Annotated in this window: 10 protein-coding genes; 6 read left to right on the top strand and 4 right to left on the bottom strand. The window is 36.5% G+C overall.

Annotation, left to right across the window (positions count from 1 at the left end):
- Positions 1-406 precede the first annotated feature (406 nt).
- Together gyrB and ACY651_RS19075 are read right to left on the bottom strand one after the other, a co-directional pair.
- The gene (gene gyrB / locus ACY651_RS19080) at positions 407-2,386 is read right to left on the bottom strand and encodes a DNA topoisomerase (ATP-hydrolyzing) subunit B (RefSeq protein WP_462255098.1); all 1,980 of its coding nucleotides are present in this window, start codon (positions 2,384-2,386) and stop codon (positions 407-409) included.
- 140 nt (positions 2,387-2,526) lie between these two features.
- Positions 2,527-3,084 carry a Uma2 family endonuclease gene (locus ACY651_RS19075; RefSeq protein WP_462255097.1) on the bottom strand — a complete coding sequence of 186 codons (558 nt, stop codon included), beginning with the start codon at positions 3,082-3,084 and terminating at the stop codon, positions 2,527-2,529.
- A 54-nt stretch (positions 3,085-3,138) separates the two neighbouring features.
- Here ACY651_RS19075 and ACY651_RS19070 point away from each other — a divergent pair, with 54 nt between their 5' ends.
- From ACY651_RS19070 to ACY651_RS19055, 4 genes are all read left to right on the top strand, one after another.
- The gene (locus tag ACY651_RS19070) at positions 3,139-4,074 is read left to right on the top strand and encodes a helix-turn-helix domain-containing protein (RefSeq protein ID WP_462255096.1); all 936 of its coding nucleotides are present in this window, start codon (positions 3,139-3,141) and stop codon (positions 4,072-4,074) included.
- A gap of 87 nt (positions 4,075-4,161) precedes the next feature.
- Positions 4,162-6,375 carry a TonB-dependent receptor family protein gene (locus tag ACY651_RS19065; RefSeq protein ID WP_462255095.1) on the top strand — a complete coding sequence of 738 codons (2,214 nt, stop codon included), beginning with the start codon at positions 4,162-4,164 and terminating at the stop codon, positions 6,373-6,375.
- Between the two features lie 671 nt (positions 6,376-7,046).
- On the top strand, positions 7,047-10,412 hold the full coding sequence (ileS, locus tag ACY651_RS19060; protein WP_462255094.1) for an isoleucine--tRNA ligase: 3,366 nt from the start codon (positions 7,047-7,049) through the stop codon (positions 10,410-10,412).
- Positions 10,402-11,259 (top strand): TraR/DksA family transcriptional regulator, encoded by an 858-nt coding sequence (locus ACY651_RS19055; protein ID WP_462255093.1) that lies wholly within the window; start codon positions 10,402-10,404, stop codon positions 11,257-11,259. Before ileS ends, ACY651_RS19055 begins: the two co-directional genes overlap by 11 nt.
- 201 nt (positions 11,260-11,460) lie before the next feature.
- Here ACY651_RS19055 and ACY651_RS19050 read toward each other — a convergent pair whose 3' ends face one another.
- Together ACY651_RS19050 and ACY651_RS19045 are read right to left on the bottom strand one after the other, a co-directional pair.
- Positions 11,461-11,814 (bottom strand): hypothetical protein, encoded by a 354-nt coding sequence (locus tag ACY651_RS19050; protein ID WP_462255092.1) that lies wholly within the window; start codon positions 11,812-11,814, stop codon positions 11,461-11,463.
- A 242-nt stretch (positions 11,815-12,056) separates the two neighbouring features.
- Entirely contained in the window at positions 12,057-13,883 is a 1,827-nt protein-coding gene (locus tag ACY651_RS19045; protein ID WP_462255091.1) for an ABC transporter ATP-binding protein, read from the bottom strand.
- Positions 13,884-13,946: 63 nt separating this feature from the next.
- Here ACY651_RS19045 and rbfA point away from each other — a divergent pair, with 63 nt between their 5' ends.
- Together rbfA and ACY651_RS19035 are read left to right on the top strand one after the other, a co-directional pair.
- Positions 13,947-14,351 (top strand): 30S ribosome-binding factor RbfA, encoded by a 405-nt coding sequence (rbfA, locus tag ACY651_RS19040; RefSeq protein ID WP_462255090.1) that lies wholly within the window; start codon positions 13,947-13,949, stop codon positions 14,349-14,351.
- A 63-nt stretch (positions 14,352-14,414) separates the two neighbouring features.
- Positions 14,415-15,638 (top strand): FtsX-like permease family protein, encoded by a 1,224-nt coding sequence (locus ACY651_RS19035; RefSeq protein WP_462255089.1) that lies wholly within the window; start codon positions 14,415-14,417, stop codon positions 15,636-15,638.
- Positions 15,639-15,643 lie beyond the last annotated feature (5 nt).

Below are 15,643 nucleotides of genomic sequence, written 5' to 3'. Positions count from 1 at the left end.
GGCTGTGATCATGTTGCTCATTTTTTTTGAATTTATTGTTAGTAAATATGGGTTGAAGTAGTGTGCTTCAAGCTACAAGCTACTTAAAATAGCGGATTTACCAAAACCCGCCCGTATAAAACAGCTTGATTTTCCACACTGTAACCTACTTATGCAATTGCCTTGCCAAAGGGTATAAACTGTATAATTTAAAAGCTGAGCATATAAATTACTGTTGACGGGCTGCCGGATACCAGCGTAAATCCTTTTGCAGCAGGGCTTTTAAGGGCAGGGCAAAAGATTGCAGCGGATAACCGGAACAATGCTGAATTAAAAATGGGAGCTTAAAGCCCCCCATTTTATTTGCCTAATTATGTGATTAGAAATCTTAATAACTTTTTGTGTTACTGCCTAATTTTAAGCTGATTTACACGTCGATCTTAGCGTATTTAGCATGTGTTTCAATAAACTCACGGCGTGGTGGCACTTCATCTCCCATCAGCATACTAAACACACGATCGGCTTCGGCGGCACTTTCAATAGTAACCTGTTTTAATGTTCTTGTTGCAGGGTTCATGGTGGTTTCCCATAATTGTTCTGCATTCATTTCTCCCAAACCTTTATAGCGTTGTGTATTTACACTTTCATCTTTTCCCTGTCCAAATAATTGTATTAATCCTTTACGTTCTTCATCCGTCCAGGCATATTCCTGTTCTTTTCCTTTTTTTACAAGATATAAAGGCGGCTGGGCAATGTACACATTTCCCTGCTCTACCAATTCCTTCATGTAACGGAAAATAAAAGTTAGAATCAGAGTAGCGATATGGCTTCCATCCACATCGGCATCCGTCATAATAATTAATTTATGATACCGCAGTTTGGAAACATCTAATGCTTTAGGATCTTCGGGTGTACCAATTTTTACGCCCAGTGCAGTAAACATATTTCTTATCTCCTCATTATCATAAATCTTATGCTCCATTGCTTTTTCTACGTTCAATATTTTACCACGCAATGGCAGTATGGCCTGGTAGCTTCTGTCTCTGCCCTGTTTGGCTGTACCACCCGCCGAGTCTCCTTCCACTAAAAACAACTCACATCTTCCCGGGTCTTTATCACTGCAGTCAGCAAGCTTGCCGGGTAAACCTCCACCAGTTAAAACACTTTTGCGCTGCACCATTTCTCTTGCTTTGCGTGCCGCTGCCCTTGCCTGTGCTGCTAATATTACTTTTTGAATAATGGTTTTTGCTTCTCTTGGATTTTCTTCTAAAAATGCTTCCAGTACACGGCTTAAAGTAGAATCTACTACACCCATTACTTCGCTGTTACCCAATTTGGTTTTTGTTTGTCCTTCAAACTGCGGCTCCGGAACTTTTACCGAAATAATTGCTGATAACCCTTCTCTAAAATCATCTCCTTCAATTTCTACTTTGGCTTTTGCAAACATATCCTGCTTTTCGCCATAGCTTTTAAACACACGTGTAATACTGCGTCGAAAACCTGCCACATGTGTACCGCCTTCAATAGTATTAATGTTGTTTACATAGCTAAAAAGATGCTCCTGGTAACCGGCATTATACATCATGGCTACTTCAACCATTACATTACTTCCCTTATCAAGCCCTTCGCAATAAATAGCTTGCGGAATTAATGGTAAACGGTTAGCGTTTTTATCAATCAGTTGTACAAACTCTACAATACCGCCTTCGCTGTAAAAAGTGTTGGAGTAAGTTTTTCCTTCTTCATCCTTTTCACGTAAATCGCTGATATGAATAGTTATTTTTCTGTTTAAAAAAGATAACTCTCTTAAACGGCTTTCTAAAATTTCCCTGTTATAAATGCCTGATGTAAAAATGGTAAGATCGGGCCAAAATTGCACTTTGGTGCCATGTGTATCTGAGGTGCCAATTTCTCTTACTGGATATTTTGGGATACCAATACCATATTCCTGCTCAAACATTTTACCATCCCTGTTTACAGTAACATGCAATTTGGAGCTTAAAGCATTTACGCAACTTACACCCACACCATGCAAACCTCCTGAAACTTTGTAAGAGTCTTTATCAAACTTACCGCCTGCATGCAATACCGTCATTACTACTTCTAATGCACTTCGGTTTTCTTTAGTGTGCATTCCTGTAGGAATACCACGGCCATCATCTTCTACAGTGATGGAATTATCTTCATTAATAATTACCGAAATATTTTTACAATGACCAGCCAACGCCTCATCAATGGAGTTATCAACCACCTCATATACTAAATGATGTAAACCCTTTACGCCGATATCGCCGATATACATGGCGGGGCGTTTACGTACGGCTTCCAAACCTTCTAAAACCTGGATACTGTCTGCGCCATAACTGGCTTTTTGTGCTGCGGTCCGCTCTACTGTTTCTGTGCTCATAAATGGGTTAAATCTGTCTTTATTTTTTTAAATTCGATTATCGGCAAATATAAGGAAAAACAGGGGGTTTAAGAAGATGAGAAGGTAAATAAAACAAGGGATTTTTAATAAAGATTTCCACACGAAAACGGGATGAAAAATTATGGATTGTAAATTTGATGAAGTGGGATGGAAATGCCAATGTTTGGCAAAGGTATTATCTCTTCTTTTTGTGTGTATGAAACCATGTCCCATTCTTCATCTGCAATTTTAAAATAACACATCACCAGGCATTTTTCCGGCTCGGCCACCAGGTAATATTTGAGTGTTTCAATTTTTCTATACTGTATAAATTTATCAACACTATCTTTAGTTCTTGTACTTTCACTTAAAACTTCAACAATTAATTCAGGCTCATATTGTATGTATTTATTTTGACTGGTTTGTAATTCTTTAGTAATAAAAATATCGGGGTAATAAAATTGATTGCCGCCCGGTATGGCAACTTTCATGTTTTCCATATTAACTTCATAATCTGTTCCGGCAAGCAAATCTTCTAACAGTCTCAGCAATTTTTTGCAAAGTTTGTGATGTTCCCTTGATGCTCCTGAAATTTCGTGTAAATTTCCGTTGACAAATTCATGACGTACCTCTCCTGCTTCCTCTAAAAGAATATATTCTTCTACTGTGTAAACTTTAACTGATTCTGATGCTTTCATCTTACTCAAATATACAAATATTTATTGTAGATGCCTTATCTTTGCACTTACAAAATGAACGACCACTCCGATATATTAGAAATTGCGTACAAACAGCCGTTGATGCAAAACCAAATGCAGCTATTAATGCATAAGGAAAAGCAAATACCGGGCAGTGTAAATAATTCTATAAAAAGATTTGCAAAAGAAACGCAGTGGAACATTGAAGATACCGGCATGCTTATTTATCATACCGAAAAAAATAACCACACCGAAGATTATATTCAATTAAAGTTTTGTGTTAGCGGTAATGTGTATTGCAGGGAGAAAAAAACGGAATGCGATTTTTGTAAATTCAATTCTTCAAAAACCTGTGTAGAAAAAGTGGACAGTGTAGATGTATTGAGCTTTACTTTTTCTCCATCTTACCTTAAGCAATTTACCAGCGGTAAAAAAAATGCTACCCTTTCGGATAATGTACTTTCATTTGAGCATAATACTTCTTTTAGTAAAATTCTTCCTTTGTGCGGTAAAACCAGAATGGCTATTGAAGCTTTGCTCAATCATACTTATACCGAGAGTTTAGAAAATATTTTTCTAAATGCCCAAACACAAATTTTGCTGTTGTACAGTATGGATTGTATGATGGGTGACCCCGAAGAAAAATTTACCTGTAAGTTTTTGGCCAATGCAGATGACAGGGAAAAGATAACTAATGCCCGTGCAATACTATTGCAACATATTGGCGAACCTTTAACCATCAAGGCACTCAGCCGTAAAGTTGCCATCAACGAATGTTATCTTAAAAAAGGATTTAAAGAATTATTCGGCACCACCATTTTTGATTTTTATCAAACACAAAGAATGGAGCATGCAAAATATTTGTTGTACGATAAAGGCCTTAGCGTAACCGAAGTATCGGCATTGCTGGGCTACTCCTCAATCTCCCATTTTAGCACTGCTTTTAAAAAGCATACGGGCATTAAGCCCTGCGAATTGTTACTGCATTAATATCTCTTTGCGTAAATGCGTTTCCTCTTTCCGTAACTGTAGTTAAATATTACAGGGCACCTTTGTGTTCTAAAATATATATAAACTATGTTCAGGAGATTTTTGATTTTTACAGTAATGGCAACTGCTTCATTAATTGCATCAGCACAGCAGGACAAAAAAGTTTTTCACGATGATTCTACCAAACCCATCCATAAATATTTACCCGATATAACTATAGTAGGCAGGGGAAGTAAAAGCGATTACCAGCAGATGCCCGAAATTGTAGGTACTTCTATTTATGCCGGCAAAAAAAATGCTTTAATTGTTTTAGATAATGTACAGGGTAACGTAGTTACTAATACTATGCGCCAGGTTTTGGCAAAAGTACCCGGTATACATATTTGGGAAAGCGACCCAAGCGGTATCCAGATTGGCATCGCAGCCCGTGGCTTAAGTCCCAACAGAAGCTGGGAATTCAACATCAGGCAAAATGGTTACGATATTGCTGCAGATCCTTTCGGTTATCCCGAAGCTTATTATAACCCACAGTTACAGGCTGTACAAAGAATTGAAGTGGTACGTGGCCAGGGCTCTTTACAATACGGCCCGCAGTTTGGCGGATTGGTAAATTATATTCTTCGCAATGGCAGTGAAGTAAAGAAAAAATTTGAATTTGAAACTCAGCAAACAATTGGCAGTAATGGATTGTTCAACAGTTACAATGCTATTGGTGGCAGAACTGCAAAATTACATTACTATTCTTTTTTCGATCATAGAAATGGTGATGGCTGGAGACAAAACAGCCGCTATTTTACCAATTCCGGTTTTGGTACCGTTACTTATTATTTTACGCCAAAACTTTCGTTAACTGCCGAGGTAATGCACTCACATGTACGCAGCCAGCAGCCTGGAGGATTAACCGATGCTGATGTTAATACAAATGCACAGCAAAGTTTTAGGAGCCGTAACTGGTTTGATATTAAATGGACGACACCTGCATTGATCCTTAATTACAACCTTAATGAAAAAACAAGATGGAATACCAAACTATTTTCCACTATCGGTAACAGAAACAGTGTTGGATTTTTGCAAACCATTGCCATAAAAGACAGCATTAACCCCTCAACTCTTAATTACAATAACCGTACAGTACAAATTGATGAGTACAGAAATTACGGATTAGAAAGCCGCATCATTACAGATTACAATTTAGGAAATTTAAAAAATACTATCTCCGGGGGCATACGTTTATATACCGGTACCACTCACCGTTTTGCTGATGGTAAGGGAACAACCGGAACGGAGTATGATGTATCATTAGTGAGTGATTATTTAAGGGATATTCAATTTAAATCAAATAATGCTGCAGCATTTGCAGAAAATATTTTTCGTATTACTGATAAATTTTTGATAATACCGGGCATACGTTACGAATGGCTGGAGGGCAATGCATCGGGCAGAAATGGATACACCACATCAGGCACCGAAATAAAATTGCAAAATATTAAACGCAGCCGCAGTTTTATACTTGCCGGTATAGGATCAGAATATCATGTAACCAATTCAACAGAAGTTTACGCTAATTTTTCACAGGCTTACCGCCCCATTCAATTTGCTAATTTACAGGCACCCCCAACCACCGATGTGGTAGATGAAAATTTATTGGATTCAAAAGGCTATAATATTGATTTGGGTTACAGGGGAAAAATTAAAAACTTTCTTCAATTTGATATCAGCACATTTTATTTGCAGTACAATAACCGGATAGGCACCATTACTGTGGCAGGCACTCCATCTTACCGGCTTATAACCAATGTAGGTAACAGTACCAGCAAGGGTTTTGAAGGATATGCAGAGTTTAATGTTTTAAGGGCTTTTACAAAAAATAAGCATACAGAATTACTGATATTTGGCAGTTACGGATATACAGACGCCAGGTATGCCGGTAACCATAAAGATGCTGCAACAAAAGGAAAGAGACTGGAGAATGCACCACAAAATATTTTTCGTGGCGGTATAACGGGTGGTTACAAAACTTTTTTACTTACCGCACAACTTAGTAGTGTTGGCAAAACTTTTAGCGATGCTAATAATTCAGTTACACCTGCAGCAAATGGAAATAATGGATTAATACCATCTTACTCCATTATTGACTTAAGTGCGTCTTATAAATTTGCAAAAAACTTTAGTGTAAAGGCCGGCATTAATAATTTAACCAATGCTGTATATTTCACCCGCCGTTCGGGAGGTTATCCAGGCCCTGGTGCGTTACCTGCCGATGGAAGAAATATCTTTATAAGTGTTGGGGCAAAGTTTTAAACACAAATAACTTAAATGAAAAGGCATCCACGAAAATGGATGCCTTTTTCATGTACAAATGTTACCAAGCACTTAATAAGAAATTTGACTTTTCTCAGATAAAATTTTATTGGTTATTTCGGATATTAAACTGGTGTTATTTGGGATATGGAATTTTAAAAACGGAACCAATGCTGATATATATTTAAAATGTGACGGGAGTAGGAATACTCCCGTCTTTACCCTAATAAAACCCTAAACCAGCAAAAATTTTAAACACTACTGTGTTTAAAAAATAATTTTATTTCAATGGAATTGGAAAACTACTATTTATATATTTTAGGAATTTGCAATACAAATTTTTAGTAAACTTCGCTATACAAAATATCCGCTTGTTCATTATTTACCAATACTATGCCAATGGCCAAAAATGTGGATAACTAAGGGTGAAAATCAATGCCATCGTGGCTTTCACGAAGTTTTACGACAAAATATTTATGCAAAAAAATAATGCAACCGTAATTGTACCAGGCTTTAAAATGAAAAATACGCCGTACATTCTTATGATTTATTAACGGGGTATCCTGCATCTTTATAATTATGCAATTTACACACAGGCTATTTTATTACCTTTGCACACTTAATTTTTAATACGGTATTACAACCTAATTATACCAAAGACAGGAAATTATATGGCAGCCAGATACAAAGAATATAATCAGTTGAATTTACCCTCTATTGCAGAGGAAATTTTAGCAAAATGGAATGTGGCCCATGCCTTTGAAAAAAGTGTTGAGCTTAGAGAAGGCAAAACTCCTTTTGTTTTTTACGAGGGTCCCCCAAGTGCCAATGGCATGCCTGGTATTCACCATGTTATAAGCCGTACTTTAAAAGATTTGGTGTGCCGCTATAAAACCATGCAGGGGTTTCAGGTAAAACGTAAGGGCGGATGGGATACGCATGGCCTGCCAATAGAATTAGGCGTAGAAAAAGAATTGGGCATTACCAAAGAAGATATCGGCAAAAAAATAAGTGTAGAAGATTACAACAAAAAGTGCCGTCAAGTAGTAATGCGCTTTAAAGATAAATGGGATGATATCACCCAAAAAATGGGCTATTGGGTTGACTTAAATAATCCCTACATCACTTTTGAGAATAATTATATTGAAACCTTGTGGTGGTGCTTAAGTGAGTTATATAAGAAAGGTTATTTGTACGAGAGTGTGAGCATACAACCTTACTCGCCTGCAGCTGGTACTGGTTTAAGCAGCCACGAATTGAACCAGCCAGGAACTTATAAAGATGTGAAGGATACAAGTGCGACGGTGATGTTTAAATTAGTTGATAGTGTTAAGTTGACAGTTGACAGTATTGGAGGAAATATTTTCTTGATGGCATGGACAACTACGCCATGGACGTTACCTTCTAACCTTGGTTTAACGGTAGGGCCTAATATTGATTATGTTTTAGTAAAAACATTTAATCCATATACGCATCTTCCAATAAATGTTATTCTTGCAAAAAATCTTGTTCCAAAATATTTTAAAGCAGAAGGGGAAAATGGTGATTTTGAAAATTATTCTGCGGAAATAAAATTATTGCCGTGGAAAATTATTTCAGAATTCAAGGGAAACAAACTTGAAGGTTTATTGTACGAACAACTCCTCCCCTCTGAAGCAAACAATTTAGAAAAAATACTGGAAATAACTCCCGGCGCACAACCATTCAAAGTTATACTTGGCGATTTTGTTACTACCGAAGATGGTACCGGCATTGTACACACTGCTCCTGCTTTTGGTGCAGATGATTTTAAGGTTGGTAAAAAAAATAACCTGGGCATTTTAACTCTTGTAGATAAGCAAGGGAAATTTGTAGATGGTGTGGGTGAATTCAGTGGCCGCTATGTAAAAGATTATAAAGATGAAAAAGATTATGTAGATGTAAATGTTGACATTGTTGTAAAATTAAAATTAGAGAACAGGGCTTTTAAAGTAGAAAAATACGAACATAATTATCCGCATTGCTGGCGTACCGATAAACCCATTATTTATTATCCGCTTGATGCTTGGTTTATAAAAACCACTGCAGTAAAAGAAAGGATGGTGGAGCTTAATAAAACCATCAACTGGAAACCTGCTGCTACAGGCACAGGCCGTTTTGGCAACTGGTTAGAAAATATGGTGGACTGGAATTTAAGCCGCTCCAGGTTTTGGGGAACACCTTTGCCTATCTGGAAAACAGAAGATGGTGAAGAGGAAAAATGTATTGGTAGCATTGAAGAATTAAATGCTGAAATAAGAAAAGCGGCAGAAGTTTTAGGCGGCGAAACCAACAAACATTATTTGCACGAAGGCATATTGGATTTACACAAACCTTATGTTGATGATATTACATTGGTTTCTGCAAGTGGCAAACCAATGAAACGTGTGCCTGATTTAATTGACGTTTGGTTCGATAGTGGTGCCATGCCTTATGCACAGCATCATTTTCCATTTGAAAATAAAGAAGCGTTTGCAAAATCTTTTCCGGCAGATTTTATTGCCGAAGGTGTTGACCAGACAAGAGGTTGGTTTTATACTTTACATGTGTTAGGCGTTTTATTATTTGATTCTGTAGCTTATAAAACTGTTGTAAGCAACGGTTTTGTTTTGGATAAGAATGGTAACAAAATGAGCAAACGTTTAGGCAATGTGGTTGATCCTTTTGAAACGCTGGAAAAATTTGGTGCCGATGCTACAAGATGGTATTTAATTACCAACGCCAGTCCATGGGACAGTTTAAAATTTGATGCAGAAGGAATAAAAGAAGTGCAACGTAAATTTTTTGGTACACTTTATAATACTTACCAGTTTTTTGCTTTGTATGCCAATGTAGATGGCTTTGCATTTAAAGAAAACTATGTTGCTGTAAAAGACAGGCCCGAGATAGATCAGTGGATCTTATCTTCTTTAAATACATTAATAAAATCGGTACAGCAAAGTATGGATGATTACGAACCCACGCAAGCTGGCCGTGCCATTGAAGAATTTGTTGACGCTCATTTAAGCAACTGGTATGTACGCTTGTGCCGCCGCCGTTTTTGGAAAGGCGAATACGAACAGGATAAAATTTGTGCCTATCAAACATTATATGAATGTTTAGAAACATTGTCTTTATTAATTGCACCTATTGCTCCATTCTTTGCGGATTGGTTATTTATTAATTTAAACGATGTAAGCAACCGTTACCAAAACGAATCGGTGCATCATATTCTTTTTCCAAAATCAAAAGAAGAAGTTATTAATACTGATTTAGAAAAAAGGATGCAACTGGCGCAAGATGCTTCTTCACTAATATTATCGCTGCGTAAAAAAGTAAATATAAAAGTGCGTCAGCCGCTCCAAAAAGTTTCTATCCCGGTTATTGATAAAGAAATGGTGCAAAGGATACAACTGGTAGAAGATATTATTAAAACTGAAACCAATATTAAAGAAATTGAAGTGCTGGCCGACGATAATAATTTTATTCAAAAAAAGGCAAAAGCTAATTTTAAAACCCTGGGAAAAAAGTTGGGGGCAAAAATGAAATGGGCGGCGGAAGAAATTGTAAAGTTCGACAATGCTACCATTGATAAAGTGCAGGAAGGTAATTATCTTTTAAATACCGATTATGCTGCAAAAGGTGAAGAACCTATTTATATAAGTGCAGAAGATATGGAAGTGTCTACCGACGAGATTCCTGGTTTTGAAGTGGCCAGCAAAGGATCATTAACTGTGGCGCTTGATATCACCATCACCGATACCTTAAAAAAAGAAGGCGAAGCCCGTGAGTTTATAAACCGTATTCAAACCATACGTAAGGAAAGTGGCTTTAATTTAACCGACAGAATTATTGTGAAAGTATCTGCAAATGAGGGTCTTGAAGCATCATTTAATAAATATAAAACCTATATTTGCGCCGAAATTCTGGCAGATTCTCTGGAGTTTTTGCCTGAAATTAACGATGGTAACGCTATTGAAATTAACGAAGCCATTATAAATGTGAACGTTATAAAAAAAGGAATAGAATATGGCAACTAAAAAGAAAGCTGCGAAACCAGCGGCAAAAAAGCCGACCAGCCCAAAAGGCAAGGTAACTAAACCCGTTAAATCAGCCCCAAAGAAGCCAGTGCCTGTAAAAAAAGCAAGCAAACCTGCCCCTAAAAAGGCTGCTAAACCAGTTGCAAAAGCAAAAAAGCCAGCTCCAAAACCTGTTGCTAAAAAAGTAGCTCCGGTAAAAAAAGCTGTTAAACCTCTATCAAAATCAGTATCAAAAAAACCGGTACCTGTAAAAAAGCCGGCACAAAAACCTATGGCAAAAAAAGTTGAAGTGAAAAAAGTGGAAGTAAAAGCTGTACCCATAAAATCAACAGCCGCTGTAAAAGCAAAGGATATTAAAGTAGTACCACCAAAACCTGTAGTGTTGCCAAAAATCAATACCAAGACTGCACGTAAATATCAGCCCGATTTTACAAAGTCTGTTTTGGATCAGCCTAAAAACGATCCGGGTGCACCGTTGGTAAGATACAGCGATAATGATTTAACCGAATTCAGAGAATTGATTCAGCGTAAATTGGAGTCTGCTAAAAAAGAACTTGCCTATTTACAGGGTTTAATTACCCGTAAAGATGAAATGGGTGGCGATAATGATGATGCCCGTTACATGACAATGGAAGACGGCAGCATGAGTATGGAAAGAGAACAATTGAGCCAGATGGCCAGCCGCCAGATCACTTTTATTGATCATTTGGAAAAAGCGTTGATGCGTATTGAAAATAAAACTTACGGTATTTGCCGCATTACCGGTAAATTAATTGATAAAGCCCGTTTACGTGCTGTGCCACATGCTACTTTAAGCATCGAGGCAAAGATGGGATCGGTGAAATAAAAAGGAATTTGTAATTAGGAAATAGTTTAAGAGAATGAGTAACTTCATTCTTTTTTTTATTAGTTGGATTTACAAATCACTTTAATTTTAAAAAGCCCTTTTGTGGTTGGAGTATTATGTTAAAAGGGTATTATCACAGGGTAAGTAATGCAGCATTAATTACAGGTGTGTAAAACATCAGCTGCCGCCATCTCTAAACAATTACTTTTTTATATTTTTTTTCTTGTAAAGCAGGTACATAATTATTTGTGTCATCTCCACATTAGTAAGCCCCCTATCAGATAAGTTTTCAAAATGCTCAGGATTTTGCGTTCTAAGAACATATCCAGACAATTGCGTGGCGGTAAAATCAGGTATAACCAGTTTTCGTTTTTCTTTTGTTGTATGGCATTTTGCACAGTTAATTTCATAAAGTATCTTTCCTTTATCGCAGTTAGTTTTTACAGTTGCCCGGCTTACTTCCGGCAGAGTTGCCGGTAATTCATACGGCACCCCTTTTGGAGAGGAGCAGGCGAACAAAACAAAAAGCAGGTAAATAAATAACAGGTATTTCATGAGTAATATGCTTCGCCAATTTTTTCTACTGCAACGAAGTGATTTTATAGTATTTTAATTAACTGTTTTAATAGCTGCTCTGAAGCTTCATTCTTATCGATACAAATATAACCCAAATTTTATTTTTACGATTTTACATGTCGCACAAAATATCAGTTATAATCTTAACAGTTGAATACAAGTTGCAGAACTACTTATAAAAATCATACTGTTTTTTGCAGAAAGAAAATGCTTTACTTAAATTATTTCACCTCCTGCATATCCACCAGCCTTTTATAAAATCCGTTTTGCAAAAGCAAACTGTCATGCGTACCCCGTTCTACAATCTCGCCTTTTAGTAACACAATAATTTCATCGGCGTGGCGGATGGTGCTTAAGCGGTGGGCAATTACAATGCTGGTACGGTTGGTCATTAAATTATTTATGGCGTCCTGCACTAAACGTTCGCTTTCGGTATCTAAACTTGATGTGGCCTCATCTAAAATTAAAATGGGTGGATTTTTTAGTACAGCCCTTGCAATAGTTATGCGCTGCCTTTCGCCGCCACTTAATTTACTGCCACGGTCGCCAATATTTGTTTGATACCCATTTTCTTTTTGCATAATAAAATTATGTGCATTGGCAATTTTTGCGGCATGTTCAATTTCCTGCAGCGTTGCATTGGGTTTGCCTAAAGCAATGTTGGCCGCAATGGTATCATTAAATAAAATGGGCTCCTGTGTTACAATGCTCATTAAATTTCTTACTGATGTTAAAGCATAATTTTTTATACTGATGCCATCAATCAATAATTCGCCGCCACTTACATCATGAAAACGGGGTACTAAATCGGCCAATGTAGATTTTCCTGCGCCTGATGAACCTACCAATGCAATGCTCTTTCCTTTTGCTACTGTAAGGTTTATATTTTTTAAAATGTCAACGTCTTCATATTTAAAGCCGACATTTTTAAAAACGATTTCTTCATTAAAAGAAATAATTTTTTTCCCATTTTCATTAGCATCCACTACAACCGGGGCATTCAGTACTTCTTCAATGCGGCTTATTGCGGCAGTGCCTTTTTGCATATTGCTAAAAGAAGTGGAAAGTGTTTTAGCCGGAGCAATAATCATGTAAAACAATCCTAAAAAACCCAAAAAAGATGCCCCATCCAGAGGGATTTGTTTATTTAAAACTAAAAATCCGCCATAGCCCAAAATAGCACAAAACATTGCAATACCCATTACTTCGCTTAATGGCGATGCAAGGTCCCGGCGGTAGCCAATTTTATTTTTTGCAGCAACCAGTTCATTATTTTCTTTTTCAAATTTTTTGCGCAATAAGCCTTCCGCATTAAAAGCTTTTATTACTCTTAACCCACCTAAAGTTTCATCAACAGTACTCATAGACTCACCATACTTTTTGGCAACTTCCAGCGAATGCTTTTTCAATGATTTTGAAATGCGGCCAATAGCCACCCCAATTAAGGGTATAAGCAATAAAATAAATAATGTTAGTTGAGCACTGATAAAAAATAAAGTAGATAAAGTAATTATTATTGTTAGCGGATCTCTTATCCAGCCTTCCAATGTGCCTACTACCGACGATTCCACTTCGCCTACATCATTGGTAAGCCTGCTCATAATATCGCCTTTTCTTTTTTCGGTAAAATAGCCAATAGGCAGTTGCAGAATTTTGCTATAAATATCTTCTCTTAAATTATTTACTACTTTATTTTTTAATGGATTTAAAATGTAAATAGATAAATATAAAAACAGGTTTTTTAATATTATAAATATTATCATTAAAACACAAATAATACCTAATGTAAAAAGTTTACCATTACTATTTATAGAGTTTAGTAAACTTGTATTAATATAGTTTATTGCAGGATTAGAACTAACTGAAGTAATACTGCCACAATCGGCACAGGCAGGATTAGTATTTGTAAAAATCAATTGTAAAAAAGGCATTAACATACCAATAGAAACAATGGAAAAAACAATGCTTAATAACGTATAAGTAAAATATAATACAATCTGCTTTTTATAAGGAACGAGGTACCTGAAAACCCTGGAATATTTTTTCATTTTTTTAAATATGCAATTAAACGGCAAAGTAACTAATTTTACAGCTATTAAAGCGTAAACATTATGTTAGAAGGTAAAAGACAAAAGCAGGTGGCCGGGCTGCTTAATAAAGAACTGAGCGATATATTTCAGCGCCAGGGTTTAAATATGATTGATGGTGGTATGGTTTCAATTGCAGGCGTAAAAATTACTCCCGATCTTTTTGATGCCCGTATTTATTTAAGTTTTTTTAAAGTAAAGGATAATGATCTTGCCTTAAAAAAAATTGAGGAACATGCCCACGAAATAAAAAAAGAATTAACATCAAGGGTAAGGCACCAATTAAGAAGCATGCCCAAACTAACATTTTACATTGATGATACTTTGGAGTATGCGGAAAAAATAGATAAGCTGTTTAAGGAAATAAATGAAGCCCCCCCTATCTCTCCCAATGGGGGAAGAAATGAAAAAGAACAAAGCGCTGATTGAAGTTGCAGCCTATTGGATGAATTATTTTTTGATTCAACTAATTAACCATTTAACCAATTAACATTGTACCTCACTTTTGCCTGGAGATATTTTAAAGCAAAAAAAAGCGCTAATGCCATTAATATTATTGCATGGGTAACGGTGGGTGTTATTGCATTTGCCACCTGCTGCCAAATTTTAGTGCTCAGTGTTTTTAATGGTTTTGAAGGATTGGTAAAATCTTTATACGCATCTTTTTATACCGATATTAAAATTGTGCCCGATAAAGGAAAAACTTTTTTTATTACCCCTGCACAATTAACTCAAATTAAACAGCAGCCCTTTGTACAAAATTTTTCTTTAATTGCCGAAGAAAAAGCATTGCTGCAAAATGGAGATGGCGCACAAACAGTAGTGTATTTAAAAGGTGTAGATGATAATTATTCCAGGGTATCGGGTGTGCCAACTAAAATCAGTAAAGGAAAATTTGCTACCGGCACAGTTGATGAACCGGGTTTAATATTAGGCGCTGGCATTCAGTATGCAGTAGGTGTAAGTTTAAACCCTGCTTTTGAAAGTGATAAGCTTACTGTTATTCTACCAAAAAAATACAGCAGCGGCAGCGACCCTTTACAATCTTTAAGCGAAGGCAATGTACTGCCCACCGGCATCTTTACCATTCAGCAGGATTTTGATAATAAATACGCCATCACTAATATTGATTTTGTAAGACAACAGATGGGGTTAGCCGAAAATGAATACAGTGCGGTGGAATTAAAATTAAAAGATAAAACAGATGTAACTGATGCCAAAGAAAAATTATCAGCCTTAATGGGCAATAGCTATAAAATACAAACATTGTATCACCAAAACATGAGCCTTTACAATACCATGAAAATGGAAAAGTGGATTATTTATGCTGTGTTTACTTTAATATTAATTGTAAGTGCATTTACCATGATAAGCGCTTTAACCATGCTGGTGCTGGAAAAGCAAAAAGACATCAGCGTACTGCAAAGCATGGGAGCCAGTCAGTCTTCTATTTTAAAAATATTTTTAAGCGAAGGTTTATTGTTAGGTGCCATTGGGGCTGCATCGGGTATTGCGATGGCGGTAATTATTTGTTTACTGCAATTAAAATTTAAAATTATAAAATTAGGGGGGGGGTCTTTTTTAATAGATTATTTTCCGGTACAATTACTTGTTACCGATTTTTTATTAGTAGCTGCAACGGCTGCATTTATTGCTTTTATTGCATCGTGGTTTCCGGCACGTAAAGCAGCGGGGCAGGCTTTTGAATTACGCTAGCAAAG

Source organism: Ferruginibacter sp. (assembly GCF_031391665.1).
Classification (GTDB): Bacteria; Bacteroidota; Bacteroidia; order Chitinophagales; family Chitinophagaceae; genus Ferruginibacter.
This window is presented reverse-complemented; position numbering and strand designations above follow the sequence as displayed.